The sequence below is a fragment of the Peribacillus suis genome (assembly GCF_059384845.1).
In genome coordinates this window covers 705,978-724,290 of record NZ_CM182019.1, presented here as the reverse complement: position 1 = coordinate 724,290, position 18,313 = coordinate 705,978, and the positions used below count along the sequence as shown (strand labels likewise).

General features: G+C 43.4%; 19 protein-coding genes. 9 read left to right on the top strand and 10 right to left on the bottom strand.

The features are described 5' to 3' along the window. From AC503W_RS03480 to AC503W_RS03470, 3 genes are all read left to right on the top strand, one after another. Complete coding sequence (locus AC503W_RS03480; protein ID WP_494916070.1) at window positions 1-4,473, top strand: glutamate synthase-related protein; 4,473 nt, start codon at window positions 1-3, stop codon at window positions 4,471-4,473. Window positions 4,474-4,774: 301 nt separating this feature from the next. Then, window positions 4,775-5,866 carry an FUSC family protein gene (locus AC503W_RS03475; RefSeq protein WP_402871399.1) on the top strand — a complete coding sequence of 364 codons (1,092 nt, stop codon included), beginning with the start codon at window positions 4,775-4,777 and terminating at the stop codon, window positions 5,864-5,866. Between the two features lie 267 nt (window positions 5,867-6,133). After that, entirely contained in the window at window positions 6,134-7,054 is a 921-nt protein-coding gene (locus AC503W_RS03470; protein ID WP_402871402.1) for an EamA family transporter, read from the top strand. 500 nt (window positions 7,055-7,554) lie between these two features. On the opposite strand, the gene AC503W_RS03465 is transcribed toward AC503W_RS03470, so the two are convergent. From AC503W_RS03465 to fabL, 5 genes are all read right to left on the bottom strand, one after another. Beyond that, entirely contained in the window at window positions 7,555-9,300 is a 1,746-nt protein-coding gene (locus AC503W_RS03465) for an ABC transporter ATP-binding protein (protein WP_402871405.1), read from the bottom strand. Window positions 9,301-9,413: 113 nt separating this feature from the next. Beyond that, window positions 9,414-9,944 carry a nucleoside tri-diphosphate phosphatase gene (ntdP, locus tag AC503W_RS03460; protein WP_402871408.1) on the bottom strand — a complete coding sequence of 177 codons (531 nt, stop codon included), beginning with the start codon at window positions 9,942-9,944 and terminating at the stop codon, window positions 9,414-9,416. A 226-nt stretch (window positions 9,945-10,170) separates the two neighbouring features. Beyond that, complete coding sequence (locus AC503W_RS03455) at window positions 10,171-10,425, bottom strand: YgaB family protein (RefSeq protein WP_494916068.1); 255 nt, start codon at window positions 10,423-10,425, stop codon at window positions 10,171-10,173. Between the two features lie 298 nt (window positions 10,426-10,723). Beyond that, window positions 10,724-10,900 (bottom strand): gamma-type small acid-soluble spore protein, encoded by a 177-nt coding sequence (locus AC503W_RS03450; protein ID WP_402988854.1) that lies wholly within the window; start codon window positions 10,898-10,900, stop codon window positions 10,724-10,726. 70 nt (window positions 10,901-10,970) lie between these two features. Then, window positions 10,971-11,720 carry an enoyl-[acyl-carrier-protein] reductase FabL gene (gene fabL, locus AC503W_RS03445; protein ID WP_402988857.1) on the bottom strand — a complete coding sequence of 250 codons (750 nt, stop codon included), beginning with the start codon at window positions 11,718-11,720 and terminating at the stop codon, window positions 10,971-10,973. 64 nt (window positions 11,721-11,784) lie between these two features. Between fabL and yfhS the strand changes: the two genes are divergently transcribed. Further along, the gene (gene yfhS / locus AC503W_RS03440; protein ID WP_427689097.1) at window positions 11,785-12,009 is read left to right on the top strand and encodes a mother cell protein YfhS; all 225 of its coding nucleotides are present in this window, start codon (window positions 11,785-11,787) and stop codon (window positions 12,007-12,009) included. Window positions 12,010-12,194: 185 nt separating this feature from the next. On the opposite strand, the gene mutY is transcribed toward yfhS, so the two are convergent. After that, window positions 12,195-13,307, bottom strand: coding sequence for an A/G-specific adenine glycosylase (gene mutY, locus AC503W_RS03435; RefSeq protein WP_494916065.1), 1,113 nt, complete (start codon window positions 13,305-13,307; stop codon window positions 12,195-12,197). A 200-nt stretch (window positions 13,308-13,507) separates the two neighbouring features. Here mutY and AC503W_RS03430 point away from each other — a divergent pair, with 200 nt between their 5' ends. Continuing rightward, window positions 13,508-14,485 (top strand): metal-dependent hydrolase, encoded by a 978-nt coding sequence (locus AC503W_RS03430; RefSeq protein ID WP_402871425.1) that lies wholly within the window; start codon window positions 13,508-13,510, stop codon window positions 14,483-14,485. Window positions 14,486-14,546: 61 nt separating this feature from the next. Here the strand turns inward: AC503W_RS03430 and AC503W_RS03425 are convergent, their stop codons facing one another. Further along, entirely contained in the window at window positions 14,547-14,813 is a 267-nt protein-coding gene (locus AC503W_RS03425) for a YfhJ family protein (protein WP_402871428.1), read from the bottom strand. Window positions 14,814-14,926: 113 nt separating this feature from the next. Here AC503W_RS03425 and AC503W_RS03420 point away from each other — a divergent pair, with 113 nt between their 5' ends. Continuing rightward, window positions 14,927-15,082 (top strand): small, acid-soluble spore protein K, encoded by a 156-nt coding sequence (locus tag AC503W_RS03420; protein ID WP_402871431.1) that lies wholly within the window; start codon window positions 14,927-14,929, stop codon window positions 15,080-15,082. A gap of 42 nt (window positions 15,083-15,124) precedes the next feature. Here the strand turns inward: AC503W_RS03420 and AC503W_RS03415 are convergent, their stop codons facing one another. Continuing rightward, window positions 15,125-15,436, bottom strand: a complete 312-nt coding sequence (locus tag AC503W_RS03415) for a YfhH family protein (RefSeq protein ID WP_402871434.1) — start codon at window positions 15,434-15,436, stop codon at window positions 15,125-15,127. Between the two features lie 73 nt (window positions 15,437-15,509). Continuing rightward, window positions 15,510-16,307: a recombination regulator RecX gene (recX, locus tag AC503W_RS03410; RefSeq protein WP_494916063.1), complete on the bottom strand. Its 798-nt coding sequence runs from the start codon at window positions 16,305-16,307 to the stop codon at window positions 15,510-15,512. A 124-nt stretch (window positions 16,308-16,431) separates the two neighbouring features. Here recX and AC503W_RS03405 point away from each other — a divergent pair, with 124 nt between their 5' ends. The 3 genes from AC503W_RS03405 to AC503W_RS03395 all read left to right on the top strand — a co-directional run bounded on the left by AC503W_RS03405 (window position 16,432) and on the right by AC503W_RS03395 (window position 17,814). Further along, window positions 16,432-17,340 carry a TIGR01777 family oxidoreductase gene (locus AC503W_RS03405; protein ID WP_407406220.1) on the top strand — a complete coding sequence of 303 codons (909 nt, stop codon included), beginning with the start codon at window positions 16,432-16,434 and terminating at the stop codon, window positions 17,338-17,340. A 53-nt stretch (window positions 17,341-17,393) separates the two neighbouring features. Further along, the gene (locus AC503W_RS03400) at window positions 17,394-17,516 is read left to right on the top strand and encodes a YfhE family protein (RefSeq protein ID WP_402871438.1); all 123 of its coding nucleotides are present in this window, start codon (window positions 17,394-17,396) and stop codon (window positions 17,514-17,516) included. 112 nt (window positions 17,517-17,628) lie between these two features. Continuing rightward, window positions 17,629-17,814, top strand: coding sequence for a YfhD family protein (locus tag AC503W_RS03395; RefSeq protein ID WP_402871439.1), 186 nt, complete (start codon window positions 17,629-17,631; stop codon window positions 17,812-17,814). Window positions 17,815-18,072: 258 nt separating this feature from the next. Here AC503W_RS03395 and AC503W_RS03390 read toward each other — a convergent pair whose 3' ends face one another. Next, window positions 18,073-18,264, bottom strand: coding sequence for a hypothetical protein (locus AC503W_RS03390; RefSeq protein WP_494916060.1), 192 nt, complete (start codon window positions 18,262-18,264; stop codon window positions 18,073-18,075). Window positions 18,265-18,313: the final 49 nt, after the last annotated feature.

The window sequence follows — 18,313 nt, the reverse complement described above, 5'->3', positions numbered from 1 at the left end:
ATGAATCAACAATGGACACCTGCTACATTCAAAGAATTCTATAGAGAAGAACATGATGCCTGCGGTATCGTAGCCCGTATCGAAAAAAAGAAAATCCCCACCAATGAGAACATTTTCGCATGCATCGATGCACTGGTTAAGATGAATCACCGTTGCGGATTCATCAATGGCGAAGGCGATGGCGCCGGTATCCATATTGATATTCCACGTGCTCTTTGGAAAAAGAAACTTGAAAAGGAAAACATCGATTCCGGCATCGTCGATCAAGATGATTTCATAATCGGTCACCTATTTTTAAGCAGAAAAACAGATGCAGGCAAATTAAAAACCGAAGTCAAAGAAAAGTTGCAGAAACGTGGGCTATCGCTCGTTTTTGAAACGGATAAAGCATACCGCTCTGAAGCTTTGGGCCCGATTGCCATCCAAGAAGATCCTGTGTTCTGGCAAATTGCCTGTTCATCCACGACTAACAATCAACAGGAACTCACCAACATCCTTTTCGAGTTGACGTCCGACATCGAAAATAGTGATTACATCCATGTCGCTTCCTTAAGCCAGCATCATGCCATCTACAAAGTAATGGGTGCCGGAGATACACTCCCTGCCTACTATCATGATCTTGCCGACCCCCTTGCAGCCTCAACTATGACACTGGGTCATAACCGTTTTTCCACCAATACTCTATCAAGTTTTTTCCGTGTGCAGCCATTCAGTGTCCTTGGACACAACGGCGAAATCAATACCATTGCCAAATTGCGTGATGAAGCCAAAATGATCGGGGTTCCGATTGCTAAAGACGGAAGTGATTCCCAGGATTTGAATAAAACGATTGAAACATTCATCTGCCGTCACGGCTACTCTTTATTCGAGGCAATCGACCTGGTTTTTCCGCCAATCATCAACGAAATCAAGGAATACCCTGAGCATTTGCAGAACCTTTATACGTATCTAAGGGAAGCATGGGGGCATTTTGCACAAGGCCCAGCTGGAATCATCTCCCGATTCGGAGATGAAGCCGTATTCTCCGTAGACTCGTTAGGCCTACGTCCGCTTTGGAATATCGAGACGGCTTCTTCCTATATGTTCACTTCCGAGCCTGGGATCATCCCCTCTTCAGAATATACGGGAGACCCAAGACCGATGGGACCAGGGGAAAAGGTCGGGTTAAAATGGAATGGCGACCTTATTGAACTATATAACTATAAAGAATATCAAGGGAAAGTGTATGAGCGCTTCAATGAACGTTTTGTTCTTTCCGATGACCTCGTTCGCCTGCAGCCACCAATTTTCGAGAAGGTGATCACCATGACGCAGCCACAGGCCATTCATAACGGACAATATAAGGCATTCGGATGGGAAAGGGAGCACGTTCAATTAGTCGAGCAGATGGCTGAAAAAGGTGCAGAACCCATCCGTTCATTGGGTCATGACGCACCGCTTGCCGCCCTTAATCCACAGCGGACCAACCTGTCGGATTTCATTAAGGAAAGCGTCGCCGTCGTAACCAATCCAGCCATCGACCGGGACCGGGAAACCGAGCACTTTTCCACGAGAACCATTATTGGAAGACGTCCTTCTTTATTTGAAGCAAAGAAGGCCGGTCACGTTACCGAACTTCTGACACCTTTATTAATCGAGGGACTGACAGGGTATGAATGCTCCTCCACCCTTTCACAACCAAGCTATGATCAATTTGTCCGTCACAACCAGGATCAAAAACTGGCACATTTCATTTCAAGCACGTTTACAGAAAAGGAGAGTATCCCTGAAGCGTTAAAAAGGATAACGGATGAAGCCGTAAAATCGGTCGATGCCGGGAAAACGCTGCTCATCCTCGATGATGCCCTTGCTCATCAAAACGGGAACCTATGGCTTGACCCTCATCTTGTCACGTCAGCTGTCGATCAAGCATTGGTCAATTCCGGCAAGCGCCGCGATTGCTCGATCCTGTTACGTTCTGCATCCCTAAGGTCACTGCATGATATCATCGTTGCCTATGGCCTCGGTGCCAACTTGATCAGTCCCTATTTCATGTTCCTTTCACTATCTTCCGGGGACCTGAAAGGCGTTATGAATCTATATAACTCGTTGACTAAAGGACTGGAAAAAGTGATCTCCACCATTGGGATTCATGAATTGCGCGGCTATGGCCGGCTATTCTCAAGCATTGGGTTACATGAGGAGATTGCCTCTTATTTGAATGTGGCCAATTTCTTCGGAGCAAACCATTTAGACTATGATTTTGACAAAATCAAAGAGGATAGCATCCAGCGTGCATTGGATTATGATAATGAAAAAGAACGGATGGGTAAAACCTTTCATCTATTCCCGCGGATTTGGAAATCCATCGGCGAAGTCGCTTCCACGGGAAATTATGACGCATATCGTGAAAAGATCACGGAGCAAGAAGAATCAAACCCGACGACAATCCGTCACCTGACATCACTTAAGTTGTCAGACACGCCTGTCCCAGCTGAAGATGTCAGTCTATCCATTGGCGATCAGGAGTTGCCTTTCGTCATCGCCTCCATGTCATTCGGTTCGCAAAATGAAATAGCTTTCCGAGCGTACGCAGAAGCGGCAGACCGTTTGGGCATGATCAGTATGAATGGCGAAGGCGGGGAAATTAAGGATATGCTCGGAAAATACCCGAAATCACGTGGGCAGCAGATTGCTTCCGGAAGATTCGGTGTCAACGCCGAACTCTTGAACTCTTCTAATCTCTTGGAAATTAAGATTGGGCAAGGGGCAAAACCTGGTGAAGGCGGACATCTTCCCGGTTCGAAGGTTACGGCAAAAATTGCGGAAGCACGGAATGCGACGATCGGTTCTGACTTGATCTCCCCTTCCAATAACCATGATATATATTCGATTGAAGATTTGGCCCAAATGATCCATGAGCTGAAAACGGCCAACGACAAAGCCAAGGTGGCCGTCAAGGTACCGGTTGTTCCCAATATCGGAACGATTGCCGTCGGCGTTGCCAAAGCCGGTGCCGATATCATCACGCTTTCCGGCTTTGATGGCGGAACGGGTGCAGCACGGATTCATGCCCTTGAACATGTAGGTCTGCCTGTCGAAATCGGCGTAAAAGCCGCCCATAATGCGTTGCTTGAATCCGGGATTCGGCAAAACATCGAAATCTGGGCTGACGGTGGATTGAAAAGCTCGATGGATATCCTGAAATTGATGTTGCTAGGGGCCAACCGCGTTGGTTTCGGTACCCTATCGATGATTGCCGTTGGCTGTACAACATGCCGTGGTTGTCACCTGGATACATGCCATGTCGGGATTGCCACCCAAATCGAATCGGAAGCACAGGCAAAAGAACATGGATTGCGCCGCTTTGTTCCTCGAAAATTTGATTTGGCGGTTCAAGGATTGACGAATATGTTCACGGCATTCGGCCAGGAGCTAAAAACCCTGACTGGATCACTGGGTGTGAAGAACCTTCAGGATATCGTCGGCCGCTCTGATTTGCTTGAGCAAGTGAAAGGCCAACAATCGCTGGATCTGACCTATTTATTAAAGAACCTTGATATCACGCCATTCTCCAATAGGGAAAAAGAAGCTTATTTGAATGAAAGTTCCCTACAGGTGGCGGTGGGAGCGGAATATCTCGATTCGCATGTTGAAGAATTACAGCAATCCCGCAGTTATAGCGGCATCACTTCCGAGCAACGGGTCCTTGGTAGCCGTGTTTCGTGTCACCGCGTCCGTAACAGATTGGATGGTTCGTATAAGAATCTGCCTCCCGTTCATCTTTCCTATCAGGATGGTTCCATCCCTGGTAATGGCCTTGGTGCCTATAACACCGAGGGAATCACCATTAGCGTAAATGGAGGAGCCCAGGATGGAATCGGCAAAACGTCAATCGGTGGGAATATCGCCATTTTCAAATCACAGGGCAAAGATGGCAACCTTTACAATGGCTCTGTCGGTAAAGGTTTCGGGTATGGGGCACAGCACGGACTCCTTATCGCCCAAGGTGATGCCGATGCAAGGGCGGGAATCCGGCTTTCAGGTGCCGACATGATTATCGGTGGCCTAGTGAAAAAGCCGATTCCAGAAAATGAACATGGCAATATTGCGGTAACCTCGAACATCAAGGGATTTGCATTTGAGTATATGACAAATGGCAGAGGATTGGTTCTAGGGGATCCGGGTCCATGGATTTGTGCAGGCATGACCGGCGGTGTCGTTTATTTAAGGCTTCAGCCGGAAGTCGGCCTAACGAAAGAAGTTATCCAAAGAAGGATTGCGAAGGGTGCGAAAGTGTCGATTGAATCCCTTTCCAAAAAAGGACTTCAGGACGTGAATGAGCTCCTTGGCAAATACGTTGCCCTTTTAAAAGAGCAAGGGCAAGAAGAGGAAGCAGCCTCTCTTGGGGCCTTGCTCCATAATCCGGGAAACCACTTCCTTCAAGTTGTTCCCGTTAAGGAACAAGCAGATCCATCTGTATCAACCGAGTGATGATAAAAAAGCTAATGTCTTTTTACAGGACATTAGCTTTTTTCCATCTTTGTAACTCCCCACAGCAAGAGGAAAAAAGCATCTCATTTACATATGTCATAAAATCTTCATTTTTTCCCTTCAGTAAAAAGCTTATAATTACTTTTACGGCTGCTTTGATCCATTACTTTTTGTTTACAACATTAAAAATTAGTGTAAAGTACTAACATATAAGTTAGAATACAACTTTACGAATATCCTGTATAAAGAAGGTGTTTCTTTTCAGGAACAATAACATCACAAAGAAAGGATTTACCTATATATGAAGTTTGGTGCCCGCATTCTCAAAACAGGAATAGCGATTGTTTTAGCGCTTTATATTTCGGAACTGCTTAATCTTCCTGCTCCTGTCCTTTCTGGGATTGCTGCTATTTTTGCCATCCAGCCAACCATCTATCGTTCTTACCAGACGGTGCTGGAACAAATTCAAGGAAATATCATCGGTGCCTTAGTCGCCATTTCCTTCGTTTTATTATTTGGTAATGATATTTTCATTATCGGATTGGCCGTAATGGTAGTCATTACGATAAATCTGAAATTGAAAATGGATAAGACGATCGTACTTTCCATCGTGACGGTTATTGCCATTATGGAAAGCCAAGAAGGAGAATTTTTAAACTTTGCATTTGTGCGTCTTTCATCCGTCTTACTTGGGATTATTGCTTCATTTATTGTCAATCTCGTTTTCATCCCGCCAAAGTATGAGGCAAAGCTATATACGCGCATAACCGATGTGACAGAAGATATTTTGAAATGGATCCGAATAAGCACTAGGCATGCTACAGAACATACCTTATTGAAAAAGGATATTAGCAGATTAAAAGAAGATTTGCTTGATTTAGAGCATATCTATTCCATGTATAAAGAAGAACGTGAATATTTCAAAAAGAAAAGTGTAGCTAAATCAAGGAAGCTTGTCGTGTATCGTCAAATGATCATCACGACGAAAAAGGCGTTTGAGACCTTGAGAAGGATTCATAAATTCGAGAATGAAATCTATCATATGCCTGAAGACTTCCAGAAGACGATTTTACATCATCTTGATTCCCTCATACGTAAGCATGAGCAACTGATTTTATTGCATATCGAAAAAATCAAAAACATTGAGGAAATCGATGATTGGGATCAGGGTTCCCTCAGCCGCAAAGACCTTCTTGCCCTCTTCTTTGAGCAACAAAACGAAGTCGACGAAATGCATGATGACCTCGGGCATCTTTCCGCCCGCCTTGTTCCATTGATTTCTTACATCATTGAGTATGACGAACAATTGGAGCATCTCGAAAAGCTGATTGTCAGCTTCCAATCCTTCCATAAAGATGAGAATGAAGTGTCTATCCAATATGAAGAAGATTAATAGAGAGACGGTTCACTAGATAACCGTCTCTTCTTTTATGTTGGGCTCCCAACATTTTCTCTTCAATATATGTGAATAGTCTAACTATATAGAAAATATCATTCCCCATTGACATTTATTCACAAACGAATTAAGCTAAGATAACTCAACAATAATGTTTAAACTCAGCACTTGCTGAGAGACGGAATTTTAAAAGGATTTCCTTTTTTCGTTCGTCACTTGCCATCTAGGCAGGTGGCGATTTTTATTTTTTAGGGGTGAAAAAACATGCAACTTTTGAAGTATTCTATAATGGTTTTAATTGGTTCCATCTCATACGGCACATTATCCACCATGATGAAATTCGGATTCAAGGATGGTCATTCTTCCGGTGACCTAGTCGGCAGTCAATATTTGATTGGATGGCTGATTGTCGCCGTTTTGTTCCTTTTTTCGTTTAAATATAAAATTTCTTGGAAAAATGCCGGTTTGCTTGCCATTACTGGGATGATGTCCGCTTTTGTCGGAAAAGCCTACGCGGTGGCCGTTGCGGAGCTTCCGGCTTCCATTGCCGTAGTATTTTTATTTCAGTTCACCTGGATTGGTGTCCTTATTGAAAGCATCATAAACAAAAGACGTCCAGATCGAAGCAAGGTCCTGGCCATCTGCTTGCTCTTTATCGGGACATTATTTGCAGGTGCCATCTTTGGCCAGCCTCTCTCTGCCCTTAGTTTGACGGGGGTATTATTCGGACTTCTGTCTGCCTTGCTCTTTGCTCTTTACATGTTCTGCAACTCTAAGTTCGCCGTTGAAGAGCCTTCGATGAAACGATTGTTTTTCATTGCGACAGGTGCCATGCTGACTGCGGTATTCACAACCAATCCGGTAACGCTTGCCACCAATCTTGTCGAAACCAACCTTTGGCAATTCGGTCTATTGCTCGGTACACTTGGTGTTGTGGTTCCCTTCTTTTTCTTTGCCGTCAGTATGCCGAAAGTCGGCGTCGGCCTGGGGACGATCCTATGTGCCGCAGAATTGCCTTCCGCGATGGTCGTTTCCGTCATCTTCCTTGGAGAAGGCGTAACATCCCTTCAATGGTTTGGAATGTTCTTGATTATCGTCGGAATCGCCTTGCCGGAGTATTTAAAGTATTTGTTGAAAAAGACTCATACCAAGAAAAAGCCTTTGCACGAAAAAAGGGTTTCTTAATGTAACATTCATACGAAAAAAAGAGAAGGATAGCTGAAGCAACTATTATTTGCCTCAGCTATCCTTTTTGCCGTTTCAGTATAATGCCTTGATGGATAATAATAGACATATACATGCTAACGTAAAGAAAAGGACCGAAATTTTGAGATTCTTTCTCATATTAAATCCGTAGGCACTAAAGAAGATGGCAGCGGCTAATTTGGCAAAACCTTTGAAATAAGCATGATCTGAAAAAAGAGTACTGCTAAAAACAACGGAAATCACCAAAGTTACAAAGATTAGAATTTTAAACCACAATGGAGCTCTCAGGAAATGTCTAACCATAAATTTTATCCGCTGCATGATTGTATAACTCCCCTTCAATACTCTTTATTAACTAATTGTATGGTATTTTTCACAAGTTTATTAGAATACTCTGCCTCGAAATTCATCTGCATCCTATGTATTCCAAAATGATCAAAAAGACCATCCCGCAACAGCGAGATGATCTTTTTTTGATGTCAGTTATCCAATTGCTGCACCTGAAAGAGTTTATAATAATTACCTTGTTTTTGCATGAGTTCTTCGTGTGAACCGATTTCGGTGATTTCCCCGTTATCGATATGGACAATTCGATCGGCATGCGTGATGGTGGAGAGACGGTGCGCCACGATGATCGTGGTTCGGTCCTTCGCCAATATATCAAGGGCTTCTTGAATATTATGTTCACTTTCCAGGTCAAGGGCCGATGTTGCTTCATCCAGGACAAGGATCGGTGGGTTTTTTAGAAAGACCCTGGCGATGGCTACCCGTTGCTTTTGGCCACCTGAAAGTTTCACGCCCCGCTCGCCCACTTTCGTATCATAGCCTTCTTTCAATCCCATAATGAATTCATGGGCGTTGGCTGCTTTGGCGGCTGCAAATACCTCTTCGTCAGTGGCATCGGGTTTCCCCATCAGGATATTGGCCTTCACAGATTCACTGAATAAGATGTTATCTTGCAGCACCATCCCGATTTTATCGCGCAAGCTTCGAACTTGATAGTTTCGGATATCGGTTCCGTCCAGTAAAACGGCCCCTTCCGTGACATCATAGAACCGGGAAATCAAACTGACGATGGAGGATTTTCCCCCACCACTCATGCCGACCAGTGCAATGGTTTCGCCAGGCAACACATCCAGGTTGATATGTTTTAGAACAGGTGCCTCCTTCTCGTCATAAGCAAACGAGACATCCTTGAAGGTGATCCGTCCGTCCACATGTTTCAGTTCTTTTGAATCCGGAGCATCATCGATATCGTACTTCTCATCCACGAACTCGAATACCCGGTCCATGGAAGCCAATGTTTGGGTCATCGTCGTCGATGAATTGACTACGCGACGTAGAGGATTATAGAGCCTGTCTATGAACCCGACGAAGGCGACCATCGTTCCGAGTGTCAACTGCCCCTGTATGACTTGATATCCGGCAAAGCCAATCACCAGTAATGGGGCAATGTCCGTAATCGTATTCACGACGGCAAACGATTTTGCATTCCAGCTTGTATGCTTGAGTGCCTTATCGAGGAAATTTTTATTCTGCTTCGCAAACAGTTCCTGCTCGCGGTCTTCTATCGCAAAACTTTTGATGACAGACATCCCCGAGACACGCTCGTGAAGATGACTCTGCACATCGGCCAGAGCTTGTGACCGTACTCTCGTATAGATCCTAAGCTTGCCGAAGAAATGCTTGATTGAAAACGCATAAAAAGGCAGCATGAGAATCGAGACGATCGTCAGCTTCACATCCATCGTAAACATGATCACAATGACAATGGCGATGGTGGCGATATCGAGCCAAAGGTTCATCAGGCCCGTAATCACAAAATTCTTCGTTTGCTCGACATCGGTGATCATCCTTGAGATGACCTCGCCCACCCTCGTATTGGAATAATATTTAAAACTTAATTTTTGTACATGAGTGAATAAATTATTGCGAATATCATATAAAATCTTCGTTCCGGTCCATTGGGCAAAATACTGTCGGTAATATTCAATTGGAGGCCTTATTGCCACGAAAATGAATACCATGATGCCCATCGCCCACAGGAGGTGTTCGGTTTTCTCTTCCGTTGTCAGATTTCCATTAATGATGTCATCCACAACATATTTACTTAATAAAGGAATCAACAGTGGAATTCCGAATTTTAACAGACCTATGAAGACTGTCCCGATAATCTGCCATTTATATGGCTTAACGAATTGCATATATCTCTTAATGCTGCCCACGGGGTCCCTCCATTTTCATCTATTTTCTCTTCTTACTATACCCTATTACCCTTGATCGACCGACCATCTGCAAAAGAAAAAGCCTGCAATGTTAGCAGCAGGCAATCTCACTGTTATCGATACGTTAAAAAACGTTCATACCAACTATCAATGAATTCCGCTGAGAATGGTCCCTTTCTCTGGCGAATCATATATATTAGATAGTCTACATTCTGCTTTAAAATTTTATCGATAGCTTCAGGATAATTCATTTCTTTCGAATGTCTTTCATATTCATCCTCATCCAGCAAATTAAACGTCATATCTGGGAATACTTTGATGTCCAGGTCATAATCAATGTATTTCAGTGCTTCTGGATCGTATGTGAACGGAGAACTGATATTACAGTAGTAATACACCCCGTCCTCTCTCAACATGCCAATCACATTAAACCAATACTTTGAATGAAAGTAACAAATCGCCGGTTCCCTTGTGATCCAGGTCCTACCATCAGATTCCGTCACGATCGTTCGGTCATTGGCCGCAATCACCAAGTTTTGAGTTCCCTTCAAGACGGTGGTTTCTTCCCAGATACGATGGATATGTCCATTATGTTTATAGCTTTGGATTTGGATTTTTCCTCCTTCGGCAGGAACAATCCCCATTTATCTCTCCCTACTTTCTATAGACACCTTCAACGTACTGTGCCCTATTCCGTTACAATCGTGTGGATTCGTTTATATACATTTTTCCATTTACCCTATATTCCTATATTATAGCGATTTATTCGGAAATTTAAAACAAAAGAGGCTAATCTACAGTAAAAATGTGTAAAAAGATTAAAAAAAGCAATCTTTTTCCTCATTCTCATCTGAAAATTAGCCAATGTTTTTATTGAACTGCCGCTTGTTCCTGTTGATAACATCGAATGACATCCTCCGTTTGCCGCTCGAACGTTTCATGAATCGTCTTCAATTCCATTTTTCTATGTTGAATTTCTTCTTGAATGGTGACCGCTTTATCTTCTTCCTGATTCGCAAGGAATTTTTTCTCTATATCTTGATATCTTTCGATTTCGGATTGTACATATAAAAGTCGTTCCATCGTTTTCAACTGGGCGTTAATGAGCCGGTTAAATTCCTCCATATTTGCACCATCCTACATCTGTATTTTTCCCATAGTATGTATATTCTATTTATTTACAGCATTTCCTTTTACATTTAATTTAAAACTTATCCCTTCTCTAAATTTTAACAAAATCCCCTTTTATCTATATTCGTCTGCGCGGGAAAGAGTGAATGTTAAGAGTAACCTTAAAAAGTGGACGGGAGCTAGGGCGCCAAGCGTGAAGTTGAACTCTATAGGATGTAGGTTTTCCATGGCAAATGATCACAATAAAAGGCACCCTTCATAAGAAGGATGCCTGGTCGTGGTTGGAGTTCAATTACCCTTGGCTTTTTTTGCTTTGGGATTTTTGATTTTGCTGTTTCACATCTTGTACATTTGTTTCACTCGCAAACTCTGTACCGTATTGGCCTTGGCCTTGTTGAGATTGCGCGTTTTGTTTTTTAACTTGTTGGATGTCAGTACCTGATTGTGTTTTGTTGTTGTAATTAGCCATTGATATCACCTCCACGGTAATAAGATATCCATCATCACCGTGGTCTATCCGGCTAATTTTTACCAATTACTTAGACGAGCAGGGAAATTCCGCCATCGACGATGATCGTTTGCCCACGGATCATGCTTGATTCGTCCGCTATCAAGAAGAGAATCGTGTTCACCATATCCTCCACTTCGACCATCCGTCCTGCAGGTGTTTGTTCAGCGGCTTCCGCAAGCATTTGTTCGCGGTTTGGGAATGACTTTAAGGCATCCGTATCAATGACACCGCCTGAAACCGCATTGACGCAAATGTTTCTTGAAGCCAATTCCACGGCCAAATACCTTGTCAATGCTTCGAGTGCAGCTTTTGATACTCCGACTGCGGTATAGTTTTTCAGATATCGGATCGAACCGAGTGAACTGATGCTGACAATTTTACCTCCGCCGTTCCTTTCCATTAACTTTGCCGCTTCCTGGGCACAAAATAGAAGGGCTTTCGTATTGATATCCATGGTCCAGTCCCAATGTGTTTCTTCAAGCTCCATTAAAGGACGCTGTACGCCGGATGCCGCATTATTGATGAAAACATCCAAACGCCCGTAATGGGCATCGATTTCGGCGAACATGTTCTTCACTTTTGCAACATCGCCGACATTGGCCTTTACGACAAGCGCTTTCCTCCCCATGGCTTCGATTTCAGCAGCTACTTCTAATGCTTTGGACTTGCTCCGGGCATAATTAATAACAAGGTCGTACCCTTCTTTTGCAAGCCGTAATGCCGTACTTCTTCCGAGACCCTTACTGCTACCTGTAACGAGTGCTACTTTTTGTTCCATATGTTTATTCCATCCTTTCTGAGTGAACATTAAAGTATAACGAATAAAAAAGGAGTGTGTGTCTATGTATGTTGGACGAGATATGACAGAGTTGTCCATGATGGAGAAATCGGATTGGGAAAATAGCGAGCTTGCCTATTTTCATCACTCCCTTCAACAAATGGTACCTTATTTGAACCAAGAAGGACAGAGTATCCATAAGGAAATTGTTCAAGAAATCGAAAGAAGGGGCGGGCTGAAAAGGCAGGAAGCCGATTACACTCATGGTACCGAAATCGTTTCCGATTGATTGACAAACAAAAAAGATGCCGAAAACGGCATCTTTTTTATGAATGGAAACCGGAAACTGAATATATCGACGGTAAATAGGTTTTATCATCTAAATCTGAAATATATCTATTAAATAGACCTGTTTATCTTCACTAAAATAGATTTTATCGATTTTTCGACAAAATACTGCCGAGCTGAACCGTATTAGCCCCTATCGTTATAGGCTTTCATCATCTTTTGGTGAGAGACTGGAAACGCAAATTCCTCCATCGCCTCTTTACTCACCCACTTCAGCTGGTTTTCAGCTAAGATGTCTTCATCGATTGGTTCCTTCAACACTCCGGTATACGTATCCATCTTCCATACCAGATGGGAAAAGACGTGTTCAATTTTGACGAGCGAATCGATCAATTCCGGTTTGCTACCGTAAGTCTCAAGAAAACGCGCCTCAAAAAATTCCCGTTTATGTTGAAGGGTTGTGTGAATCTCGAAGTTCGGGTATTCCCAAAGGTTCGCAAGCAATCCTTCCGACGCCCGCTTGTGAATGAGGAATTCACCTTTTTCATTCGTCAAAATCGCAGCCACGATCGGTACGTCACGCGACTTTTTCTTTTGGATCTTGACCGGCAGCTCTGACTGTACTCCCTCCTCAAATGCCAGGCAATGGCTTTGCACAGGGCATAGCAGGCAGGCTGGCTTTCCTGGCGTGCAAATGAGTGCACCCAGTTCCATCAGGGCCTGATTGAACTCAGACGTATGATTGGGATCGATTAGCTTGCGTACGGCGACCTCGAAGGTTTTCCTCGTCTTCGGCTTAGCGATGTCTTCATAGATCATCAAGATCCGGGACAACACACGCATGACATTTCCATCGACGGCCGGTTCTGGCTTTCCATAGGCAATGCTTAGGATCGCTCCGGCCGTATAAGGTCCGACACCCTTCAGTTTCGAGATTTCCTCCGGGCTATCCGGGACAATCCCATTATAGGATGCTTGGACTTCCTGGACAGCACTATGCAGATTGCGGACCCTTGAATAATAACCAAGGCCTTCCCACGCTTTTAATACCTTTTCCTCATCGGCAACCGCGAATTCACCAAGAGTGGGGAACCAGTCCATAAACCGGTTAAAATACGGGATGACGGTATCCACCCTGGTTTGCTGCAGCATGATTTCAGAAACCCATACCCTGTATGGATCCTTATTTTCACGCCATGGCAAATCCCTTTGTTCTTCAAGGAACCAGTTGACCAAATCTTTCTGAAACGCTTCAATATTTACTTTTTCTATGGTTGGGATCATTATTTCTTTCGCCATTTTGTTCCTCCAAAGATGTTAACTCTTATTAAAAAAGGGAATACACCATAATGGGCATTCTTTTTTAACAGGCACTCATTTCGTTTTATTGTAAGGGGCAAGGTAAGAAAGTCAAATATATTCATTTGATTGATAATATATAAATACGGTATGATGGAAAGAAGACATATTTTTCTATATTGTGGCAGGGAGGTTTTGCTTTGGATACAGGCACTCACTTTGTCATGGGGATTGCTCTTGGAGGACTTGCCACATTAGATCCTGTTATTGCGCAAAGCCCCATTACTTTCAGTGCGGTAATGGCTGGTACGGTTTTGGGTTCGCAAGCTCCTGACATCGACACCATTCTAAAATTAAAAAATAACGCTGTTTATATACGAAATCACCGGGGAATCACTCATTCGATTCCTGCCGTGTTACTTTGGCCCCTGCTTATCAGTGGCACCCTTTACATGATCATGCCTGAGACGAATTACCTTCATTTATGGCTATGGACATTTCTGGCCGTATTCCTGCATGTTTTCGTCGATATCTTCAACGCCTATGGGACACAGGCGCTACGGCCCATTTCCTCGAATTGGGTGGCACTTGGGGTCATCAATACGTTCGACCCGTTCATCTTCGGGATCCATGTTGGCGGCTTAATATTATGGGGATATGGTTTTCCCCCTGGTTATCTATTTCTGACGATGTATGCCATACTCGTTCTTTATTATCTCGCCCGTTTCAGGGAAAGAGCATTCGTAAAGAGGGCAGTCAGACAGCAGATTCCCGGTGCACGGAAAATTCTCTTATCACCAACGATGAGCTATCACCGCTGGAGAATAGCCGTGACTGCCGAAAAGCATTATTATGTGGCCCGGGCTGATCGAGGCTACGTGACGATTCTTGATACGTTTGATCGAATCCCGCTTCCTGAAAGCAAAGTTCTTGAAGCCGCCAAGCATGATATCAATTTGGCAGCCTTTCTCTCTTTTTCCCCCGTCTACAGATGGGAAATTGAGCAGAACAAGGATTATTATGAAGTCCGGTTCATCGATTTAAGGTACCGCAGCAACGGTTATTATCCTTTTGTCGCCGTTGTTCATTTAGACGATGACTTGAATATCTTGAATTCATTTACCGGCTGGATCTTTAGTGAAGCGAAACTCAAGAAGAAATTGAATATCATTTTGTAGTACCTTCATAAGAAAAAAAGGCTGATTCCGAGGGGGAAATCCCCAATGGAATCAGCTTTTTTTAATGAATTTGGTTCTGTTGATCCAGTAAATGCTTATATTTAGGATTTTTTGCAATGAATTCGTGGAATCGTTCCCCGTAGTTGTCGATCCAAGTCTGGACAACTCGTGATGTCATTTCTTCGCCCGCATATTCATGTCCCGCTTTCGCATAGGTCGCCTCGAAATCTTCCCATAATAATTCAACCCAAGTTAGAGCCTGCTCATACGTTATGTGATCATTTTTCTCGAGCAAAATCTTGGTTAATCTTTCATGGTAATCATTCATCTAAACCACCCCGTTGCCAATATTTTTACAGACTGAATCTTACTGTTCCTTACCCATACTAGTAGAGAACAGAAACACTTTTTTACTTATTCTAATGCTTGGAGGAGAAAAACTTGAGAAATAAACAAAAAGGTTTTCCTAACCAAAACAATAATAAATTCCAAGGCGAACCTCGCGCAAAGGCGAGATATGCTTCAAAACGGGCGGATGGCAGCATCAATACACATCCACAAGAACGTATGAAAGCTTCAAGCGAAAGAACGGAATAAAGATACTACCAAAAGGAATCGGGTTCGTCACGATTCCTTTTTTTATTTCAACATCGAAATGGGCAACGCTTCCTCTTTCCCACTTCCACCTAAACGGTATCCCCAGGCAAAAACGCCATTCATATAATCAATTTTGAAGTAGACACCTGGGTCGCCTTCAACTTGATAAATTTCACCTTTTTTAAAATCATCCGGATTTAACAGATAGGCTTTAGCCATGGTCACTTTCCGTTCCAATACGGAATATTCGTTGACCATTCCCAGTTGCTCGGCTTTTCTCGCCTTTTCCGTCAGTGTGGCAATTTCTTGCTGCAGCTCGTAATCCGACATCGTGCTATATCTTACCTCGCTCATATATAAGGCTCCTTAATTAATAATATGTACTTCTATATTAAACAAAATTATGCGTTTTGGCTATGCATGTACCTTAATCGACATCAGAATCGTTCAAATAGCGGTCGATCAATTCGATGGGGAACCCTTTTCGATATAGTGCCTGCTTCATCTTCTGCTTATACTCAAAGCCTTCATAGTTCCGGTAACGGCGTTGAAGTTTTTCGGCATGATGCGTAAGCGAGGTCCATTGCTCATCCTCGTCTTTTTCCACGCCCACCTCTTCCAAGGCCTCGTGTATGATGTCCCGGGGATATCCTTTACGGGCTAATGTTTGTTCCACTTTTTGCTGTAATGCCCGTTCCGAGATATTCTTTTCTTTCCTGATCGACTTTTCGGCAAGCTTTCTTGCATGCTCCACTTGAATCTCATGGGGGTATTCCAACAAAGCTTGTTCGATCAGCTTATCCTGAATCCCCTTTTCCTTCAGCTCCTGCTTAAGCGTGATCGGCCCCTTATTGCCACCGTTCACATGCGTCCGGACATAAGCCTTGGCAAAATCAAGATCGTCGAGATAGTGAAAGCTGTACAGTTTATGTATCACTTCTTTTATAATCGGTTCTTCGATATCCTTCTTTTTTAAATACAGGCGGACTTCCGATTCTGAACGCATGCGGTAGGATAAATAATGGAGGGCATCGGTAAACGCCTTTTGTATTTCATCATGAAACTGCACTTCGGCAAGAAGCAACTCATCGAGTACCGTGCCTTTTTTCAACTGGAACTTCAGAAGGACCTCTTCGTCCACACTGAACGCATATTTTTCATCGACAAATATATTGTAACGGTCTGTCCTTTTCTTTTGGGTCGTTATTTTCGTTATGTTCGGCATACTTTCCACCCCCTTCTTACTTTACCCGTTTCTGTGAACCTTTTCTAGACAAGCACGTCCAAAAATGAAAAAAGAACCCGAGCGTGTTACAGTGAAGGAAAGACAGAAAAAGGATGTGATTTTCATGAAAATAGCCATTGCCGGTGGAAGCGGTTTTGTCGGCACTGCCCTTATTGACGAATTATTAAAAGAAAATCATGAATTATATATATTGACCAGGCATCCAGATAAATATGATAAGCAAGAGCATATTCATTACGTAGGCTGGCTGAGCGCAGGATCAAGCCCTGAAAGACAGTTGGAAGATCTTGATGTGTTCATCAACCTAGCCGGGGAGTCATTAAATAGCGGTCGTTGGACACAGGAACGGAAACGGACGATTGTCGAAAGCCGGGTCGAGGCTTCCAAGGAAATGAACCGGATCCTCTCCAAGCTTCCGAAAAAAATCCCGTGCCTGATCAATGCCAGCGCAGTGGGATACTATGGCATATCCGACCAGGAAACCTTTACAGAGGAATCGGATTCCATCGGGGAGGACTTTCTGGCCCGCACCGTCAAGCTATGGGAAAAAGAGGCGATGAAATCCAGCCCCTACTGCGAACGTGTCGTCCTCACAAGATTTGGCGTAATCCTGGGGAAAAAAAAAGGGGCACTCCCCATGATGACCCTTCCCTACAAACTTTTCGGCGGTGGAAAAATCGGCAAAGGTACCCAATGGCTTTCCTGGATTCATATTCAAGACGTCGCCCGTGCGGTTTCTTTTTGCATGAAGGAAAAGAATATCCAGGGACCAGTCAATTTCACAGCGCCAAACCCCGTTCAAATGGATACGTTCGGTAAAACGATTGGCGCCGTCATGAAACGGCCTCACTGGTTCCCGGTCCCTCCATTCCTTCTAAAAACCGCACTCGGCGAAATGAGCATCCTGGTCCTTGAAGGGCAAAAGGTCCTACCAAGCAAACTAATGAAGGAGGAATTCACTTTCTCCTTTCCCACTCTTAAAATGGCCCTAGAAGATATTTTACATGTATGATTGAAGTTATTTGGGAAAAAATAGGATTATCACATGAATTGGAGATGATCTAAATGGCGAAAAAAACGGATAAAGAAAAAAGTTTCCTAACAAGCATGCAAGAGATCACTTACTCTCGCGAATTCAAACAAGCAGATCGAGCCGGCGGTTTTACAGAAAAGAAACCCCGTCGTTAAGTTTGGCGCTTTTTTCCGTACATGATGATCTACCATTCAACACACAATAAGCTGGAGATGATTTAAATCAAATCATTTCCAGCTTATTTACTTTCATCGAGGGGGCGCTAACATGGGACGAAATAACATTCACCATAATCGGGATAAAAACAAACAAAAACTGCCACAGGTACCTAAAAACCTTAAAAGTGACGGAATTGATGTCGAATTTTCTACCGAACTAGCCGACCAAGATGATATGGAGGCTCAAGCGCGCGCCAATGCCGCTGACCGTCGAGCCCATAACCGTAAATCATAGCGTTTAGAGGAGGCTGCTTATTCAGCAGCCTCCTCTTATACACACCATCTTATCCACAGCCCTGTTAATATTGTGGATATTTTCTGAATATACCGATAAATAATGGGTAATACGACACCTCTTGGCTATATGAAAATAATGTAAATTATGGATAACTCTGTGGATAATGTGGATAACAAGCTATATTCCTTGAATCGTAAGCTTTTTACATGTGGATAACATTTAAAAGGAGACTCCTATGACTGGAGTCTCCTTTTCTTATTCATTCACTAATTCAACTAATGAATCGATCATCACCCATTGTTGCCTTAGACGGTATTCTGTGGATTTTTCATAAACCAATTTGCTTGCGGCAGCTTGATCGCTTTCGGCATTCACTAAACTGCGTCCTTCGAGAATGGAATGTTCATCGACGACCGCATGCCATGTAATTCGAAATGACTTACTCAATTTGTTCCCCCCATTGTGTTTTCTCCTGTTGTCCTTTATTTTATCGGCC

What these genes read in the sequence shown, in the direction of transcription:
- AC503W_RS03480 (WP_494916070.1), top strand. Translation starts at nt 1, where the DNA reads ATGAATCAACAATGGACACCTGCTACATTCAAAGAATTCTATAGAGAA.
- AC503W_RS03475 (WP_402871399.1), top strand. Translation starts at nt 4,775, where the DNA reads ATGAAGTTTGGTGCCCGCATTCTCAAAACAGGAATAGCGATTGTTTTA.
- AC503W_RS03470 (WP_402871402.1), top strand. Translation starts at nt 6,134, where the DNA reads ATGCAACTTTTGAAGTATTCTATAATGGTTTTAATTGGTTCCATCTCA.
- ntdP (WP_402871408.1), bottom strand. Translation starts at nt 9,944, where the DNA reads ATGGGGATTGTTCCTGCCGAAGGAGGAAAAATCCAAATCCAAAGCTAT.
- AC503W_RS03455 (WP_494916068.1), bottom strand. Translation starts at nt 10,425, where the DNA reads ATGGAGGAATTTAACCGGCTCATTAACGCCCAGTTGAAAACGATGGAA.
- AC503W_RS03450 (WP_402988854.1), bottom strand. Translation starts at nt 10,900, where the DNA reads ATGGCTAATTACAACAACAAAACACAATCAGGTACTGACATCCAACAA.
- fabL (WP_402988857.1), bottom strand. Translation starts at nt 11,720, where the DNA reads ATGGAACAAAAAGTAGCACTCGTTACAGGTAGCAGTAAGGGTCTCGGA.
- yfhS (WP_427689097.1), top strand. Translation starts at nt 11,785, where the DNA reads ATGTATGTTGGACGAGATATGACAGAGTTGTCCATGATGGAGAAATCG.
- mutY (WP_494916065.1), bottom strand. Translation starts at nt 13,307, where the DNA reads ATGGCGAAAGAAATAATGATCCCAACCATAGAAAAAGTAAATATTGAA.
- AC503W_RS03425 (WP_402871428.1), bottom strand. Translation starts at nt 14,813, where the DNA reads ATGAATGATTACCATGAAAGATTAACCAAGATTTTGCTCGAGAAAAAT.
- AC503W_RS03415 (WP_402871434.1), bottom strand. Translation starts at nt 15,436, where the DNA reads ATGAGCGAGGTAAGATATAGCACGATGTCGGATTACGAGCTGCAGCAA.
- recX (WP_494916063.1), bottom strand. Translation starts at nt 16,307, where the DNA reads ATGCCGAACATAACGAAAATAACGACCCAAAAGAAAAGGACAGACCGT.
- AC503W_RS03405 (WP_407406220.1), top strand. Translation starts at nt 16,432, where the DNA reads ATGAAAATAGCCATTGCCGGTGGAAGCGGTTTTGTCGGCACTGCCCTT.
- AC503W_RS03400 (WP_402871438.1), top strand. Translation starts at nt 17,394, where the DNA reads ATGGCGAAAAAAACGGATAAAGAAAAAAGTTTCCTAACAAGCATGCAA.
- AC503W_RS03395 (WP_402871439.1), top strand. Translation starts at nt 17,629, where the DNA reads ATGGGACGAAATAACATTCACCATAATCGGGATAAAAACAAACAAAAA.